At 71.2% G+C, this 16,790-nt stretch carries 12 protein-coding genes and 1 riboswitch; of the genes, 4 read left to right on the top strand and 8 right to left on the bottom strand.

What is annotated here, in order from left to right; translation table 11 throughout:
- Positions 1-149 precede the first annotated feature (149 nt).
- On the top strand, positions 150-674 hold the full coding sequence (locus tag HEP85_RS23345; protein ID WP_168529556.1) for a DUF6668 family protein: 525 nt from the start codon (positions 150-152) through the stop codon (positions 672-674).
- Positions 675-709: 35 nt separating this feature from the next.
- Here the strand turns inward: HEP85_RS23345 and HEP85_RS23340 are convergent, their stop codons facing one another.
- The 4 genes from HEP85_RS23340 to HEP85_RS23325 all read right to left on the bottom strand — a co-directional run bounded on the left by HEP85_RS23340 (position 710) and on the right by HEP85_RS23325 (position 5,423).
- A complete protein-coding gene (locus HEP85_RS23340; RefSeq protein WP_168529554.1) occupies positions 710-1,669 on the bottom strand; it encodes an ABC transporter permease in 960 nt (319 codons plus the stop codon).
- Positions 1,656-2,627 carry an ABC transporter ATP-binding protein gene (locus tag HEP85_RS23335; RefSeq protein WP_168529552.1) on the bottom strand — a complete coding sequence of 324 codons (972 nt, stop codon included), beginning with the start codon at positions 2,625-2,627 and terminating at the stop codon, positions 1,656-1,658. The genes HEP85_RS23340 and HEP85_RS23335 overlap by 14 nt, the downstream gene beginning before the upstream one ends.
- A 35-nt stretch (positions 2,628-2,662) precedes the next feature.
- Positions 2,663-3,958 carry an outer membrane lipoprotein carrier protein LolA gene (locus tag HEP85_RS23330; protein ID WP_168529550.1) on the bottom strand — a complete coding sequence of 432 codons (1,296 nt, stop codon included), beginning with the start codon at positions 3,956-3,958 and terminating at the stop codon, positions 2,663-2,665.
- A 454-nt stretch (positions 3,959-4,412) separates the two neighbouring features.
- Complete coding sequence (locus tag HEP85_RS23325) at positions 4,413-5,423, bottom strand: polyprenyl synthetase family protein (protein WP_148009971.1); 1,011 nt, start codon at positions 5,421-5,423, stop codon at positions 4,413-4,415.
- Between the two features lie 2,186 nt (positions 5,424-7,609).
- Positions 7,610-7,770: riboswitch (cyclic di-AMP (ydaO/yuaA leader) on the top strand.
- Between the two features lie 3 nt (positions 7,771-7,773).
- On the opposite strand from HEP85_RS23325, the gene HEP85_RS23320 reads away from it, so the two are divergent.
- The gene (locus tag HEP85_RS23320; protein WP_168529548.1) at positions 7,774-8,541 is read left to right on the top strand and encodes a LysM peptidoglycan-binding domain-containing protein; all 768 of its coding nucleotides are present in this window, start codon (positions 7,774-7,776) and stop codon (positions 8,539-8,541) included.
- A 161-nt stretch (positions 8,542-8,702) separates the two neighbouring features.
- Here HEP85_RS23320 and HEP85_RS23315 read toward each other — a convergent pair whose 3' ends face one another.
- The 3 genes from HEP85_RS23315 to HEP85_RS23305 all read right to left on the bottom strand — a co-directional run bounded on the left by HEP85_RS23315 (position 8,703) and on the right by HEP85_RS23305 (position 12,319).
- Entirely contained in the window at positions 8,703-9,530 is an 828-nt protein-coding gene (locus HEP85_RS23315; RefSeq protein WP_168529546.1) for an HAD family hydrolase, read from the bottom strand.
- Between the two features lie 286 nt (positions 9,531-9,816).
- Complete coding sequence (locus HEP85_RS23310; protein ID WP_168529544.1) at positions 9,817-11,019, bottom strand: FAD-dependent oxidoreductase; 1,203 nt, start codon at positions 11,017-11,019, stop codon at positions 9,817-9,819.
- Positions 11,020-11,047: 28 nt separating this feature from the next.
- The gene (locus HEP85_RS23305; protein WP_369657812.1) at positions 11,048-12,319 is read right to left on the bottom strand and encodes an ATP-grasp domain-containing protein; all 1,272 of its coding nucleotides are present in this window, start codon (positions 12,317-12,319) and stop codon (positions 11,048-11,050) included.
- 224 nt (positions 12,320-12,543) lie between these two features.
- On the opposite strand from HEP85_RS23305, the gene fahA reads away from it, so the two are divergent.
- A complete protein-coding gene (gene fahA / locus HEP85_RS23300) occupies positions 12,544-13,749 on the top strand; it encodes a fumarylacetoacetase (RefSeq protein WP_168529542.1) in 1,206 nt (401 codons plus the stop codon).
- Positions 13,750-13,875: 126 nt separating this feature from the next.
- Here the strand turns inward: fahA and recQ are convergent, their stop codons facing one another.
- Positions 13,876-15,855 carry a DNA helicase RecQ gene (gene recQ, locus HEP85_RS23295; protein WP_168533934.1) on the bottom strand — a complete coding sequence of 660 codons (1,980 nt, stop codon included), beginning with the start codon at positions 15,853-15,855 and terminating at the stop codon, positions 13,876-13,878.
- Between the two features lie 290 nt (positions 15,856-16,145).
- On the opposite strand from recQ, the gene HEP85_RS23290 reads away from it, so the two are divergent.
- Positions 16,146-16,745, top strand: a complete 600-nt coding sequence (locus HEP85_RS23290) for a hypothetical protein (RefSeq protein WP_168529540.1) — start codon at positions 16,146-16,148, stop codon at positions 16,743-16,745.
- The last annotated feature ends 45 nt before the right edge of the window (positions 16,746-16,790 follow it).

Genomic DNA, 16,790 nt, shown 5'->3' with positions numbered 1-16,790 from the left:
CCCCCAGTCTCCCGGTTCCCGTCCGGTGCTCGCGTCACCATGGCGTCACAGGCTCGTTCCAGGAACCCGTCCCCCGCTGCTTAACCTGTCCGGGCGCCGTGAACTCCGGCGCGTCACGACCGGTGCGCCGATGACGGAGGGGACTGGCGATGGGAATCGCGCAGCAAGGGCCGGACGGCCCCGAGATCTGGATCCGCGGGCCGGTGGGCGAAGCCGCGCCGCCGCGGGCGGAGCACGGACAGGTCCTCGCGGGAGCGCGGCGGTTCGCCTGGGTCGCCACCCACGGCGGGGCCGGCACCTCGACCCTCGCGACGGTCTTCGGCGGCCTGGACGCGGGCCGCGACTGGCCGCGGTCCGAGCCCGACGCGCCGTGGTCGGTCTTCCTCGTGGGACGTACGCACGCGGCCGGACTGGAGGCCGTCTCGTACACCCTGGACATCTTCCGCCGGGGCGAGGCGCCGCCGGGGCTCGACCTCGAAGCGGTCGTTCTGGTGGCGGACGCGCCCGGCCGGCTGCCCCGCCCGCTCGCCCAGCGGGTCAAGGCGCTGACCTCCGTGATCGACGTCCACCAGGTGCCGTGGGTGCCGGCCTGGCGGATCGGCGACCTCGGTGCCGTGCCGCCGCGCGAGAGCGCCGCGCTGGCCCGGCTGACCGCGTCCGCGAAGCGCCCCTGAGGACGCCCGCTCCGGTCGCTCCGGCCGCTCCCCCACTACGCAGTGATGTCCTTCGCCGTGAACCGCGCCCATGCCGCCGAGCCGAACACCACCGCGTACAGGCCCTGGAGGCCGAGATTGCGGACGAGGTCGTCCCAGTACACCGGGTCGCGCATGAGGTCGGCGAAGGACAGCCAGTAGTGGGAGAAGAAGTACGGCTGGAGAGCGTGCAGCTGGGGGATCTGGTCGAGGATCTGGACGGTGATGAGGAGCCCGACCGTCGTCGCCATCGCCGCGATGCCGCTGTTCGTCAGCGTCGAGACGAACAGACCGAGGGCGGCCACGCCGATCAGTGACGCGGCGACGACCAGTGCGATGAGGAACGCCCGGCCGAGCCCCTCGGCCAGACCGATCCGCGTTCCGGAGATCGTCGTCAGCTCGCCCAGCGGGAAGAGGAGCGCACCCACCGCGAGCGCCGAGACCGCCACCACCACCGTCGCGACCAGGCAGAACGTCAGCGTGGTCGCGTACTTGGCGAGCAGCAGGCGGGTCCGGCCCGCGGGGGCGACGAGGAGATAGCGCAGGGTCCCGGCGTTCGCCTCGCCCGCGATGGCGTCGCCCGCGATGACACCGATCGCCATCGGCAGGAAGAAGGGCAGTGTCGCGGCGAGCGCCGTGAACACCAGGAACAGGCCGTTGTTGGTGACCTGCGTGATGAAAGCCGGTCCCCCGCCGCTTCCGCCGCCCGCCGACGAGCCGTCCCGCGTCTCGATCCTGATGGCGACACCGATGAGGACCGGTACGGCCGCGAGCACGCCCAGCAGCGCGATCGTCCGCCAGCGCCGGAAGGTCGTGACGAGCTCGCTGCGCAGCAGCCCGAACGTCCACAGCGCGCGAGGCGTCCGCACGGCCGGCGTCCCGCTGCCCGGGGCCTGCGCCCCGCCCTGCGCCGCCGATGCCTTGTCCTGCGCGGCCGGCGCCCTGTTCCGCCCGGCAGGCACCTCAGCCCGCGACATCGAATCCCTCTCCCGTCAGCGCCAGGAACGCGTCCTCCAGCGAGGCCCGTTCCACCCCGAAGCCGCGTACCCGGACGCCCGCCGTGACCAGCGCGGCGTTCAGTTCGGCGAGTTCGCGGTCCCGGTCCGGCGGCTCGGCCGTCACGCCCGTCTCGGTCACCACCACGTCCCCCACCCCCTGCTCCTTCAGGACGCGCGCCGCGTCCCCGGGGTCGGGCGTGGTCACCACGAGGCGGCCCCGCGCGCCCGCCGCGAGATCGGCCACCACGCCCTGCGTGATCAGTCTCCCCTGCGCCATCACGGCCGCATGGGTGCACACCTGTTCGATCTCGTCGAGCAGATGCGAGGAGAGGAAGACGGTGGTGCCGTCCGAGGCCAGTTCCCGCACCAGGGAGCGGATCTCCCGCATGCCCTGCGGGTCGAGGCCGTTGGTCGGCTCGTCCAGGACCAGCAGCCGACGGGGCTGGAGGAGCGCTGCCGCGAGCCCGAGCCGCTGCTTCATGCCGAGCGAGTACGCCTTGGCCTTCTTGCCGGCGGCGGCGGTGAGTCCGACCCGGTCGAGGGCCGACGCGACCCGCGCACGCCGGGTGCGCGGGTCGGCGGTCGGGTCGGCGGCGTCGTACCGCAGGAGGTTGTCGCGGCCGGAGAGGAAGCCGTACAGCGCGGGGCCCTCGATGAGAGCGCCCACCTGCGGGAGCACGGCGCGGGTGGCGCGGGGCATGGGCCGGCCCAGTACCCGCGCCGTGCCCGAGGTCGGCTCGATCAGGCCCATCAGCATGCGGATGGTGGTGGTCTTGCCCGAACCGTTCGGCCCTAGGAAGCCGAAGACGCTGCCCGCCGGAACGGTCAGATCGAGGCCGTCGACGGCGAGCTGCCCGCCGCGGTAGCGCTTGGTGAGCGCACGGGTGGCGATCACCGTCTCCACCATGTCCGGTTCCGCGACGGACAGTTCCTCCATGGGCTCCCTCGATTCGAGCTTCGCGGACGCGCCTGCTACTGGGCGGCGTCGGCCGCCTTCACCAGCGCGGACTTGGTGACGGCGCCCGCGTACACCTTGCCGTCGTCCGTGATCAGCGCGTTGATCAGGCGGGTCGAGAAGACCGTGCCCGAGCCGAACTTGCCGGAGACGTGGTCGCCGAGCGAGTCCAGGAACCCGGAGACGGGGCTGTTGTCGGACGCGGAGCCCGAGGGCACGCCCTGGCCGCCCGTGTCGAACTCGACGATCGAGCTCCAGCCCTCACCGATGGTCTTCATGCCGTCGAGCCCCTTGCCGGGGTTCTCACCGGGCTTCGGGGAGGCCTCCGGGAGCTTGCCGTGCCTGCCCTCGCCCTTGTTCGCGCCCTTGTCGCCCTTGTCGCCCTTGTCGGCGTGGTTGCCGAGTTCCTTGCCCAGGTCGTCGCCCTCGGTGACCTTCGCGCCCTTCGGCGGGGTGAAGTCGAAGGTCGAGGCGGCCGGCCTGGAGAAGTCGACCTTGGTGAAGCCCGCGTCCACGACGGCCGCGCCGCCGCCGGCCGGCGTGAGCGTGAACTTCAGCGGCACCCCGGTCTTGGCGTCCACCGCGACGCTGATCGCGCCGACCGTGGAGCCGGACTGCCTGGGCTTGATGAGCAGCTTGTAAGCGTCCCGGCCGGCGACCTGCGCCGTGCCGTCCACGGTCACGGAGGTCGTGTCGTCGACCGACTTCAGGGCCTCGTCGGCGAGCTCCTTGGGCGTGCTCGGGACGTCCTTGGGCGCCGCCCCGCGCCGCTCGTCGGACGCGGGCGCCTTCGAGTGGTACACCTCGTTCGACTTGCTGTCGTACGCCCATACGTCGTTGCCGTTGCGGATGACGCTGTACTCGGCGGCGCTCTCCAGCAGGGAGACCTTGCCCTTGTCCGGGCCGTCGGCCGCGACCCGCAGCGTGTGCGTGCCGGAGGCCAGCTCCATGAGTTTGGACTGCGGGTCGGCGGAAGAGCCGCCGTCACCCTGGGCGGCGCCGGACATCAGGCTGTTCTCCAGACCGCCCAGATCGGGCAGCCCGAGGTCGGTGCTGATCTTGACCGTGCCGGAGAGCTGCTGGACGTCGGACTTGGCGATCTTCTCGACGAGCTGCTGCGCGGTGATCTTCGGCAGGCTGGGGTCACCGGAGTCGGCGAGCGCCGGGACGAGCCCGATGGTCGCCGCCGCCACCCCCACCACCGCGACCGGGACGACGTACCGCGCTGCCTTGCGGCGGCCGGCGCGCATCTCGTCGGCCTCGTCGCGCAGCCTTTCCGCCCCGGCGGTCCTGTCGGAATCGTTCGGTGCCATGTGTGCCTTACCTCCGTCGTCGGCGGCGGCCTGCCATCCTGCGCTTCCCCACCCCTATAGCCGCCATTCTCACCCGAACCGGTGAGGAGTGGTGCTCTCCATATGACCAAATCGGGCGGAGAGATGCGTCAGACCCCGGACGCAACTCCACGTACTCCTGCGGTATGACACGGGGAGGCGGTGCCGACCGTGACCCGTAGGGGTCGCCGAGAACATCGCGACGCCGGCCAGGGTCAGGTTTCCTTGCGACACGTACTGAACGTACGGAACGTACAGACCACGGCCGCATGGCCGCACGGAACACATCGAACATAGCGTTCGATTACATTCTTCCGCTTTCCCCCCGTGCCGCCACTGACGCCCCCTGCGTCAGCTACCGCGCATCAACACGGAACCATTCGAGCCTGGACTCCATCCATCCCATCGTGTGACGGACGTCACATCGAGGAGGACGTCAGCCCGCCCGGTGCACCACCGCGTCCACGAGCTCCACCAAAGCCGCCTTCGCGTCGCACTCCGGCAACGGAGCCACCGCGGCCCGGGCCTCCTCCGCGTACCGCACGGTGTCCCGCCGCGCCTGCTCCAGCGCCGGGTGCGCCCGCAGCCGGGCCAGCGCTTCGGCGTGCCGGTCGTCGTCCGTGAGGTCGGAGTCCAGCAGCTCGCACAGTGCGATGTCCTCGGCGAGACCGAGCCGCTCCGCCCGCTCCCGCAACCGCAGCACCGGCAGCGTGGGAATGCCCTCGCGCAGATCCGTCCCGGGCGTCTTGCCCGACTCGTGCGAGTCGGACGCGATGTCCAGCACGTCGTCCGCCAGCTGGAAGGCCACGCCCAGCCGCTCCCCGTACTGCGTCAGCACGTCCACGACCGTCTCGTCGGCCCCGGACATCATCGCGCCGAACCGGCACGCCACGGCGACCAGCGAACCGGTCTTGCCGCTGAGCACGTCGAGGTAGTGCTCGACCGGGTCCCGCCCGTCACGCGGACCCGCCGTCTCCAGGATCTGTCCGGTGACCAGCCGCTCGAACGCCTCGGCCTGGACGCGGACGGCCTCGGGCCCGAGGTCGGCCAGCGTGTGCGACGCGCGCGCGAAGAGAAAATCGCCGGTGAGGACCGCGACCGAGTTGCCCCAGCGGGTGTTCGCGCTGGGCACCCCGCGTCGCGCGTCGGCCTCGTCCATCACGTCGTCGTGGTACAGCGTGGCGAGATGGGTCAGTTCGACGACCACGGCCGAGGGCACGACACCCGGCGCGTAGGGGTCACCGAACTGCGCCGCGAGCATCACGAGCAGCGGACGGAACCGCTTCCCGCCGGCCCGCAGGAGATGCTGCGCGGCTTCCGTGATGAAGGGGACCTCGCTCTTGGTGACTTCGAGCAAGCCCTCCTCGACAGCCGCCAATCCGGCCTGGACATCGGCTTCGAGAGCCTGGTCCCGCACGCTCAGCCCGAACGGCCCGACGACGGTCACGAGAGGTTCTCCTGTCTGCTGACGATCACATGGCGAACTCGGTCGATCATTCGGTCGATGACACGGTTTGTCGATGTGTCGCTGCCATCACTCAAGTCAGCGTATCCGGTCACGTTTCGATCACCACGAGCGCCCACCGTCCCCACTGTCGACTTCCTCCCGACTTCCCTCTCCCCCGGCGTCCGATGCCCCCGAGAGGCAGGCGGCCCCACGCAGTCCCACGTCTGGGCGGCGGCCTACCACGAACGGTATGTTCCTGATGGGCCGGTATGGCAGTAGATAAACCGAATCACCCGTGAGCACCGAGAACAGCATGTACACCCGTACGGCGTTCCCCTACGAGACGACTCACGAGGACGTCTGGATCCCTCCGGCGGACGGCACCCGGCTGTACGCAGGCCGCGGGACTCGCCCACGTCGCCCGACCGCCGACCCCGCGCACGCCGGCCAGGTGATGTGGCGCGACATCCGGGTGAACCGCCCGGAGACGGTGGACCCGTTCATCCATACGTGGCTGTCGCGCCCGGCCCAGGACGCGTACGGGGGCGACGGCGGCGTCCACGGGGGCGGCTCCGAACCGTGCGGCCGTCCCGGCGGTGGGCGGTTGGCGCGACCCGCAGCGGGTTGGCACGACCCGCCGCGCGACTCGGTACCGCGCCTGATCCAGAGCCTCCCGCCGGGCCCGGTGCTGCCGGAGCCCTTTCCGCGCCCCTACGTCATGGACGCGCGCCCACCAGCGACGACCTGCGCCTCCCTGCCCGGCCGCCGGGTGGGCGTCACCCCCTGGTCCTCCCCCTTGGTCACCCCCGTCGCGTACGCGCTCCGGGGTGCGCCGGTGCTCGGGCGCTCCCCTCAGCACACCGGCGTGGACGCGGGTCGCTTCCGCCCCGGCGGAGACGACGCGGACCTGCCGCCGGACCACCGGGAGGGTCGGGGCCGGGTGATCGCCCCGGTGTGCGACGCGGCCCTTGACGGCGCCTCGACCCTGGTCACTCGGGGTGCCCCGCACCTGTCAGTGCGCGACCGCCGTGATCGGGCGGCCCCCTCGAAGCCGAGCACTACGGAGAACGTACGTTTCGACCTGACCGCCATCGGCTGCGCCGTCCCGCCCGGCCGTCACGCCCCTTCCTCCCTCTGCCCCTCTCCTCCTCCTACCGGCCCTGGCTTTGGCCAGAGCCGGGCCCGGAGGCCGACTTCACCTGCACCCGTCGGCCAGTTCCCTCGAACGCACGTTGCAGGCAGGGGAGTTCGACCCCGCGATCACACGAAGCCGTCCCCGCCACTGCGGCACCCGTGCCCGTCCGGACGGCCTCGACCACACGGAGGGCGCGCGGGGGGCGTACTCCGTCCGGGAAGCCGGACCTCTGAGCACCCGCGCCCGCTCCTCCCGGTCGATCCGTCCGCGTCGTCCGGGACCGGCCTGGGACGCGCGGGGCGAGTCCCGCTCCGAAGTCACCTGCGGCACAAGGGACTTCACCCTCCAGCGAGCTGGACCCGCGAGGGCGGCGACGAGGTGGCCTCCATCGGACGCGGAGGCGGCGGATCCCACTCGCCGCGGGCCGAAGCCCCGGCAGCCTCCTCGGCGGCCCCGCGGGACAGAGCGTGGACCGGTGAATCCCTGACGGACCCCGGCGAGGGACACCCGCCCGCTCTCGCGGACGGGCAGGAGAGGGTCACGCGCTTCGGCATCACGCGGGCGGATGCCCCGGACAGAACCAACAGGGGCCACACGGCCCGAAGTTCAGCCCTCATCCCGGCCCGAAGCGGCACGCACATCCCGAACACCGGCCCTACGGACTCCACTTCAGGGCCGCCGAGGGCCGGCTCCCCACGGCGACCCCTGCACAGACCCGTCCGTACGAACGGTGCGCACGGCTCCGACCAGGGGCTCAGCGGCCTTTTATTCGCGCCTTATATGCCCGACTTGCCGCCATTGCCGCTTTATTCCTGCCGGATCGAGTGAGTTGGGTCACGCGCGAAGGTCATCCACCTCGCGAGCCCGTCCAGCGACTACCCGTTTGCATAAGCCAAGTTGAGCGAAGCATTCCGGATTAATCGGGCAATTCATCCGCCCTTATGTCCTGGTGAAAACGATCTACACCGCGACATCAAGGCTTGTTTCGGACATGTGCTCTCGCATACCTTCACGTCACTCCGGACGGACCGCCCAATCCTGCCGCCGACCGGAACCACACCCGACCACACACGCACGGCAGGAGCGGGGGACCCAGGTAAGCCGCCGATCCGAAGTTCGGAACGGCTAGGGGTGAAGTCGCACTCACCGTGCGGCCGGGCAGCTCCCGCCCGAACCCGACAGCTCACCTCGCAGGCGCCGGAGAGGAAACACGTCATGGCCGCAGCAGGTAGACACTGCCACCCGAAGACTCGCAGCACCCTCGTTCGCGGCATTCTCGCTGCGGGCACGGGCGCGGCGGTACTCGCCCTCCCGCTCCTGGGCGCCACCTGCGCACAGGCCGCCACGGGCGCCTCCGACGTCCAGCTCGTCACCTACAAGGTGGTCACGGGCGACACCCTGGCCAAGATCGCGCGGGAGTACCCCTCCAGCGGCGGCTGGAAGAAGCTGTACGAGGCCAACAGCGCGGTCATCGGCCCCAACCCGTCGGCGCTCCGCCCGGGCCTCACCCTGACGGTCGGCACGAAAACCGTCCAGAACGCCACAAAGTCGGCAAAGGTCACGGCGGCGGTCGCCAAGACCACGAAGTCCACGAAGTCCACGACCACGGCGGCCAAGACCACGGCGGTCAAGACCGCGACCACCGCCGCCGCGAAGACGTACACGAACGACCTCGACGGCTGGATCAAGCAGTCGCTGGACATCATGGCCAAGAACGGAATCCCGGGCACGTACAACGGCATCCACCGCAACGTCATGCGGGAGTCCTCCGGAAACCCCAAGGCCATCAACAACTGGGACTCCAACGCCGCCGCCGGTATCCCCTCCAAGGGCCTGCTCCAGGTCATCGACCCGACGTTCAAGGCCTACCACGTGCCCGGCACGTCCATGGACTCGTACGACCCGGTCGCGAACATCACCGCCGCCTGCAACTACGCCGCGGCGAAGTACGGCTCGATCGACAACGTCAACGGCGCCTACTGACCGGACGCCACGAGACCGGGGTGCCGGACCGGACTTCCGGCACCCCGGGAAGCCAGAACGACGGGCGACCGGGGCAACGGGGGTCCGTAGCCCCGGGTAGTCGGGGCCACGGGTAACCAGGGCCACGGGTAACTGGGACCACGGCTTACCAGGGCCACGGGTTACCAGGGCCACGGCGCGGAGAGCGGGAACAGCCGCTCCAGCACCACCGCGATCCCGTCGTCCTCGTTCGACAGCGTCACCTCGTCGGCCACCGCCTTGAGTTCCGGGTGGGCGTTGGCCATGGCGACCCCGTGGGCGGCCCAGTCGAACATGGGGATGTCGTTGGGCATGTCACCGAAGGCGATGGTGGCTTCGGAGGCCAGCCCGAGATGGGCGGCGGCGAGAGCAAGGCCCGTCGCCTTGGTCACCCCGCATGGCTGGAGTTCGACCGTGCCGGGCCCCGACATGGTGACGGTGGCCAGGGAACCCACCACTGCCCTGGCCGCCGCGGCCAACTCGTCGTCGGACAGCAGCGGGTGGCGCAGCAGCACCTTGCTGATCGGCTCCGTCCAGAGGTCGTCGCGGCGCCCGACCCGTGCCGCGGGAAGCGTCGGGTGCGGCATCACGTAGCCGGGCTCGATGAGTGTCAGTCCGTCCACGCCGTCCTGGTCCACCGCGGCGTACAGCAGCCCGACCTCCGCCTCGATCTTTCCGAGCGCCGTCTCCGCGAGTTCCCTGTCCAGGGTCACCGACCACAGCAGACGGTCCTCGCTCGCGTCGTAGAGCTGCGCCCCCTGCCCGCACACCGCCAGTCCCGCACCACCGAGTTCACCGAGGAGCGGGCGCACCCTCGGCGCCGGGCGCCCCGTCACGACCAGATGGCGGGCGCCCGCCTCCACCGCCCTCGCCAACGCCGCCCGGGTCCGGTCGGAGAGCGTGTCGTCGCCGCACAGCAGCGTTCCGTCCAGGTCAGTGGCGATGAGTGAATATGCAGTCGGAGCGGCCATGATCCGAAGAATACGGATCCGACGACTCATCGGCCCGGCGTGAACCGGACGACGTCCGGTATCCCGTCAGCAACGCCGTTCACCGCACGGGCCACGCGCGCCCGACGACGTCACACACACTCCGATCCGCCGTGCCGGGCGCCCGAGAGCGCCGCGACACCGGCTTCAACACCCGCCGTGGACAGGCACGTTACGGAACGCGCACGGCCGGTCACCTCTCGGTGGCGTCGGGGCCGTGGCCCCCGCCACCGCCCCGCCCGCCGGACACCCGACGCCGTACGCCGCCTCAACCGTGAGCCGCCGCCAAGTGCCTGGCCAATCGCGGCGAAGCGAACTCCGTCCCGCACACGAACCGCATCACCGGCCCGTACGAGGCCGCCGCCGGCAACCCCGTGAAGTACAGCCCGGGCACCGAGGACCGGTATCCGGCACCGAGCTTCGGGGTGCCTCGGCTCACCGCCAGCTCCGTCCGCAACGCGTGTCCCAGGAAGTCCATCGCGGCGATGTCGACGCGATAGCCCGTCGCCGCGATGACGTGGTCCGCCGCGAGCTCCTCGGGCGCACCGCCCAGGGTCCGCACGGAGAGCACCGGGCGGCTCCCGGAGACCGAGGCACGCTCGATCCGGGCGATCTCGCTGACCTCGACCTTGCCCTCGAAGCGGTCCCGGAGCCACCACGCGCCGAGCGGGCCGAGCACCCGGCGGACGAGATAGTGGCGGGCTTCGGCGGGCAGGTAGCGGTAGGGGTGCGGGTAGTAGCTGAGCGCCCACAGCGACCAGGCGCGCCCGAAGGGCGACTCCGGGCGCAGCTTCGGCTGTCCCCAGGGCGGTGCGCCGAAGGCGACCCTGCCCCGGCCCCGGGACACCACGCGCACCTGCGCGCCCGCCTCCGCCGCCAGCGCGGCCGTCTCCAGGGCGGACTGTCCCGCGCCGACGACGATCAGTTCCCTGCCGGAGAACCGGGTGAGGTCGTGGTGCTGGGAGCTGTGCGAGACGGGGCCGGTGGGCGCCGGTCCGTCCGCCGCCGCCTCACCGAGCTCGGGCGGCAGATGGGCGAGGCCGTACAGTCCGGTGGCCACGACGACCGCGCGTGCCGTGAACGACTCCCCCGAGTCCAGCTTCAGCTCGAATCCGTCGGCGCCCCGTCGGTCGACGGAGACGACCCGCACCTGCTCCAGCTCGGGCACGAGCTGCCGCTGGAACCACTCCCCGTAGGCGATGAACGTCTCGACCGGGATGATGTCCTCGTCCGTGACGAGCCGCGGTATCCCGGCGGCGTCGCAGTAGTCACGGAGTGTGTGGCCCGGCTGCGGGGCGTCGATGCTGGAAGCGGCCGGGGTCGATTTGAGGAGCATCCCCTCGGGCATGTGGTCGCGCCAGCTCACCATGGGCCGGCCGAAGACACGCACCGGAATGCCGCGCGCCCGCAGATGGGCGGCGGTGGACAGGCCGAACGGGCCCGCACCGATGACTGCTACCGGATGAATCACGAAGTCCCCTCCCCAGGACGTTCTTCCGTCACTTCGTGGTCGTACTGGTACTGCTGCCGCGGCGGTTGGTCCGCCACAGCTGGTACAGATGTCTCGCGCCCGGCCGCACGAAGCGCGCGAGCATCGTGAAGAACGGCCGCAGGTCGTCACCCGCGAGCCAGGCCAGCTCCGTACCGCTCGCGCGCGCCGGCGCGTGCGGGGTGGTGTAGCCGCTGCGCCGGTAGGCGAGCAGGGCCGGCAGGTCGATGTTCTCCACGATGTACCGGTGGCCGGCCCGCTGTTCCCCCTCGGGAACGGTGCGCCCGGTCAGGTCGAGGTGCATGGCCCGGACGACGTCGATCCCCGACTCGTTCTCGAAGAGCCGGAACTGCGCGCCCATGCGGGGGTTGAAGTCGAGAAGCTTGTACTGCCCGTCGCGGCGGTCGAAGCGCAGGTCGAGGTCGATGACGCCGCTGAAGCCGATCTGTTTGATGAAACGTGCGGCGAGGTCCGCGAGTTCCGGATTGTCGACGACGTACGCGTTCGCCGTCATGCCCGCGTGCGGTGGCCAGGAGCGGACTTTCACGCCCGTGAACATCGCGAGCGGCGTCGAGTCCGCGTCGAAGTACGCGTGCACGATCCAGTCCTCCGCCTCCTCCCTGGGCAGGTACTCCTGGAGGATGACACCCGGGTTCCCGCCCCAGTCCCGGGCGAGTGCCAGCAGCCCCTCCCGGGTCGCGATCCTCGTCGTCCCGTTGACCGCGGGCCGGCTGCGGCGCACGAACGCCTCCCGGTTCTTGGCCACGAGAGGGAAGCGGGCCGAGGCGGCGAAGCGCTCGATCTCCTCGTACGACTGGGGAAAGGCGGCCGCCGGACTGGGAATGCCGTGCTCCACGCACAGCTCGTGCAGGCCCTGCTTGCTGGCGAGGCGGCGGGGCAGTTTGGCGTCCACCCGAGGAAAGAGAAAGCGCTCCGCGAGCTCCTCCTGGTGTTCCGCTATCAGGACGGCGGCCTCCTCGTCCGTCGGGACGAGCACCGTCGGCCGCCCTATGCGACGGCCGATCCGCAACAGCCCCTCGACCAGGCGCTCCGGCTCCTCCGTCCCCGTCGTCGGCCAGACGAAGGCACGGCGCAGATAGCGTGAGGCCGCGGCAGGCGTGTAACGGTCCTCGGTGATCGCGTACATCGGTATGCCCAGGCGGCCCAGGCTCCGGATGGCGCCCACTCCTCCGTGGTGCAGCGGATAGTCACCGAATTTCACTATCAGCCCGGGAACGTCCCGGTCGGCGTCGACCGGCACTCCACTGACGCCCCTGGCCACGGGTCCCCCACGTGTCCCCCCTACGGACCGGACCCACCCCGTCCATGTCCCCAAAGGACGCTAAGCCGGAATTGCCGCGTCCGACAAGGCCTATTCGGACATTGCGAACTCTTTAGGCACTGCCACAGCACGGTCACTCCCCCGTAACGTGTGCCGCGACCACACGGAACGCGTGGAACACATGGATCACGGCGCGTACGACCACGAAAGCGAGGCACCACCCGATGCCCCCCTTCGATGTCCCCGAGGGCGATCCCTTCGGCCCGCACAACCTCCCCTACGGCGTCTTCTCCCGGGCCGGCTCGTCCGAACGGAGCGTCGGTGTCCGGCTCGGCGACCACGTCCTCGACGCGGGCGCGGCGGCCCGGGCACTCGGCTCCCCGTACGCCGAGCTGCTCGCGCGGCCGAACCTGAACCCGCTGCTCGCGGCGGGCCGTACGGCCTGGTCCGACGTGCGCCGCGCGCTGACGGGCTGGGTGACGGTCCCGGCCCACCGGGAGACCGTGGAGCCCCATCTGTACCCGCTCTCCGAGGTGACCCTGCACCTCCCGTTCGAGGTCGCGGACTACGTCGACTTCTACGCCTCCGAGAACCACGCCCGTAACGTCGGACAGATCTTCCGCCCCGACGCCGCGGACTCCCTCACCCCCAACTGGAAGCACCTGCCGATCGGCTACCACGGCCGCGCGGGCACGGTGGTGGTGTCGGGTACGGAGGTGGTGCGTCCGTCGGGCCAGCGCAAGGCCCCCACGGACACGGTGCCCGCCTTCGGTCCGTCCGTCCGGCTCGACATCGAGGCCGAGGTCGGCTTCGTGGTCGGCGCCCCCTCGCCCCTCGGCACTCCGGTGCCCCTCGCCGACTTCCGCGACCACGTCTTCGGCCTCTGCCTCCTCAACGACTGGTCGGCGCGCGACATCCAGGCCTGGGAGTACGTCCCGCTCGGTCCCTTCCTCGGCAAGTCCTTCGCCACCTCGGTGTCGGCGTGGGTCACCCCGCTCGACGCCCTGGACGACGCCCGTGTCGCGTCTCCGGTCCGCACGCACCCCCTTCTTCCCTACCTGGACGACTCCGCGGAGGACCCCGGCGGCTACGACCTCCGCATCTCCGTCGCCATCAACGGCCACGTCGTCTCGGAGCCGCCCTTCTCCACCATGTACTGGACGGCCGCCCAGCAACTGGCCCACATGACGGTCAACGGAGCCTCCCTGCGCACCGGCGACCTGTACGGCTCGGGAACGGTCAGCGGGCCCTCGCCGCAGGAACGCGGCTCCCTCCTCGAACTCACCTGGAACGGCCGCGAGCCCCTCGAGCTCCCCACCGGCAAGCGGACCTTCCTCGAGGACGGCGACGAGGTGACGATGACCGCCTGGGCTCCCGGCCCGAATGGCACCCGAGTCGCCCTCGGCGAGGTGACGGGCCGCATCCGCTAGTACCCCCCGCCCCGCTCCCGCGCACCCCGCGCCCGGCCCAGCCCGGCGAGGCGAGGCGCGGGGGCACCGCCCGACGAGGCCCTGTCCTGCGCCCCGAGGCCCGGGACCCGGGTTTCGGGCGCGGTGCTACATCCAGTCCTCCGGCTCCGGCTCCGCGTCCATCTCCGGCCAGTCCGGGTCCGGCGCCTCGTCGGCCGCGGGAGCCGGCGCCCCTCCGGGGGCGCCGCCCAGGGCGGCGAGCACCCCGACCACGCCCGCGCCGTACGTCGCGAGCTTCTTCTCGCCCACCCCGCTGATACCCCCGAGGTCCGCCACGGAGGTGGGCCACACCGTCGCGATCTCCCGGAGCGTGGCGTCGTGGAAGATGACGTACGCCGGGACGCCCTGTTCCTTGGCCTGCTCGGCACGCCACGCTCGCAGGGCCTCGAAGGCGGGGACGAGTTCCTGCGGCAGCTCCACAACGGCCTTGGCCTTGCGTTCGCCCCGGGGCGACGCGGAGGAACGGGAGGTGGCCGGCTTCGGCTGCTCCTTGCGCAACGGCACGTCGCGCTCGCGCCTCAGCACCGTCCCGCTCTCCTCGGTCAGCACCAGTGTCCCGTACTCGCCCTCGACGGCGAGCAGCCCCTGCGCGAGCAACTGCCGTACGACACCGCGCCATTCGGGCTCCGACAAATCCTCGCCGATGCCGAACACGGACAGCTGGTCGTGGTCGAACTGGATCACCTTGGCGGTCCGGCGCCCCAGCAGGATGTCGACGATCTGGAGCGCGCCGAACTTCTGCCCGCGCTCCCGCTGCAACCGCACCACCGTCGACAGCAGCTTCTGCGCCGCGACCGTGCCGTCCCAGGTCTCGGGCGGCGTCAGGCAGGTGTCGCAGTTGCCGCACGCCGGGGTGTGCGGGTCCTGGCCGAAGTAGGCCAGCAGCTGGGAACGCCGGCACTGGGCCGTCTCGCACAGCGCCAGCATCGAGTCCAGGTGGGCTGCGGCCCGCCGGCGGAACGCCTCGTCGCCCTCGGAGCCCTGGATCAGCTTGCGCTGCTGCACGACGTCCTGCAGGCCGTACGCCATCCATGCCGTGGACGGCTGTCCGTCGCGGCCCGCGCGGCCCGTCTCCTGGTAATACCCCTCCACCGACTTGGGCAGGTCGAGGTGGGCGACGAACCGCACGTCGGGTTTGTCGATGCCCATGCCGAAGGCGATCGTGGCGACGACGACCAGGCCCTCTTCGCGCAGGAAGCGCGACTGGTGCGCGGCGCGGGTGCCCGCGTCCAGGCCCGCGTGGTACGGCACCGCCTCGACGCCGTTGCGGGAGAGGAACTCGGCGGTCTTCTCGACCGAGTTGCGCGAGAGGCAGTACACGATGCCCGCGTCGCCCGCGTGCTCCTCGCGCAGGAACGACAGCAGCTGCTTCTTGGGGTCGGCCTTCGGGACGATCCGGTACTGGATGTTGGGCCGGTCGAAGCTCGCCTCGAAGTGGCGCGCGTGCGGCATGGCCAGGCGCTGGGTGATCTCCTTGTGCGTCGCGTGTGTGGCCGTGGCCGTCAGCGCGAGGCGCGGGACGTCCGGCCAGCGCTCGCCGAGCAGCGAGAGTGCCAGGTAGTCGGGGCGGAAGTCGTGACCCCACTGGGCCACGCAGTGCGCTTCGTCGATCGCGAAGACGGAGATCTTCGCCCGCGACAGCAGGTCCAGTGTGCTGTCCAGGCGCAGCCGCTCCGGGGCCAGGTAGAGCAGGTCAAGCTCGCCCGCCAGCAGCTCGGCCTCGACGACGCGGCGCTCGTCGAAGTCCTGCGTGGAGTTCATGAAGCCGGCGCGCACGCCCAGCGCGCGCAGTGCGTCCACCTGGTCCTGCATCAGGGCGATGAGCGGCGAGACGACCACGCCCGTGCCCGGTCTGACCAGGGACGGAATCTGATAGCAGAGTGACTTGCCGCCACCCGTCGGCATCAGGACGACGGCGTCACCGCCCGCCACCACGTGCTCGATGATCGCTTCCTGCTCGCCGCGGAAGGCGTCGTACCCGAAGACCCGGTGGAGCGTGGCCAGTGCCTCGCCCTCCCCCAGCTTCTCCGTCGCGTCCGCTTCGGTCATCACACCCGTCCCGCCCATCGTCCAGTCCCCCGTACGTCGCGCCTCGACCACTGCGTCCACGATAGGGGTCCGCGCCGACAGCCTCGGAGTTATCCACAGGCTGCGACCGTTCGGCTCCTCTGCGCACCGTTGTCCCGCCCGCGCTCACTCCACCGGGCGGCGCGCCTTACCCGCGTTCCACCCGTTGGCCCCTCTCGTATGGCGACCCCTCACGGCCGCGGGACATGCTGCTCGGGCCGGCGGAGGGGCCGCAGCCGACGGACCGGCACCGTCCCGTACACCGCTCTCGCGCCTCTAGGAGTCATCGCATGTCCCAGCGTCCGCTCAGGACCGCTCTCGCCCTCGCGACAGCCGTCGCCGCCTCGCTCGCCCTGGCCGCCGTGCCCGCCCCGGCCGCGGGCGGGCCCACGACCCCCATGGACCCCTCGGCCGTACGGGACCTGGACACGGCGTACGCGGCCAGCGTGAAGTATCTCGACGAGTCGACCGCCCTCGCCGACGGCTACGTTCCCTTCGCGTGCTCGGCGGACCCCGCGGGCCACGGCGCCATGGGCTACCACTACTTCAACGAGTCCCGCTACGGCTCCCTCGACCCGGCGAAGCCGGGAGCTCTGCTCTTCGAGGACGGACCGGACGGAAGGCGCAGGCTGGCGGGGGTGGAGTGGATCGTGGTGGACAAGGACCAGGACATGAAGACCAGCGGCGACCGGCCTTCGCTGTTCGGCCAGAAGTTCGAAGGCCCGATGCCTGGGCACTACCCCGGCATGCCGGTCCACTACGACCTGCACGTCTGGCTCTGGAAGCACAACCCCGATGGCCTGTTCAACCGGTGGAACCCCCGGGTGTCGTGTCCGGCCGTCTCGGCGCACTCCGCGCCGTCGGCCCACACGGCCCACACGGCCCACTGAGAACGGCTCGGGCCCCCCCCCCGGGAAGGAGCGGGGCCCGAGCCG

Source organism: Streptomyces sp. RPA4-2 (assembly GCF_012273515.2).
In the GTDB taxonomy this organism is placed as follows: domain Bacteria; phylum Actinomycetota; class Actinomycetes; order Streptomycetales; family Streptomycetaceae; genus Streptomyces; species Streptomyces kaempferi.
Note: the sequence above shows the minus strand (reverse complement) of the source record. Positions and strands in the feature narration are given on the sequence as shown.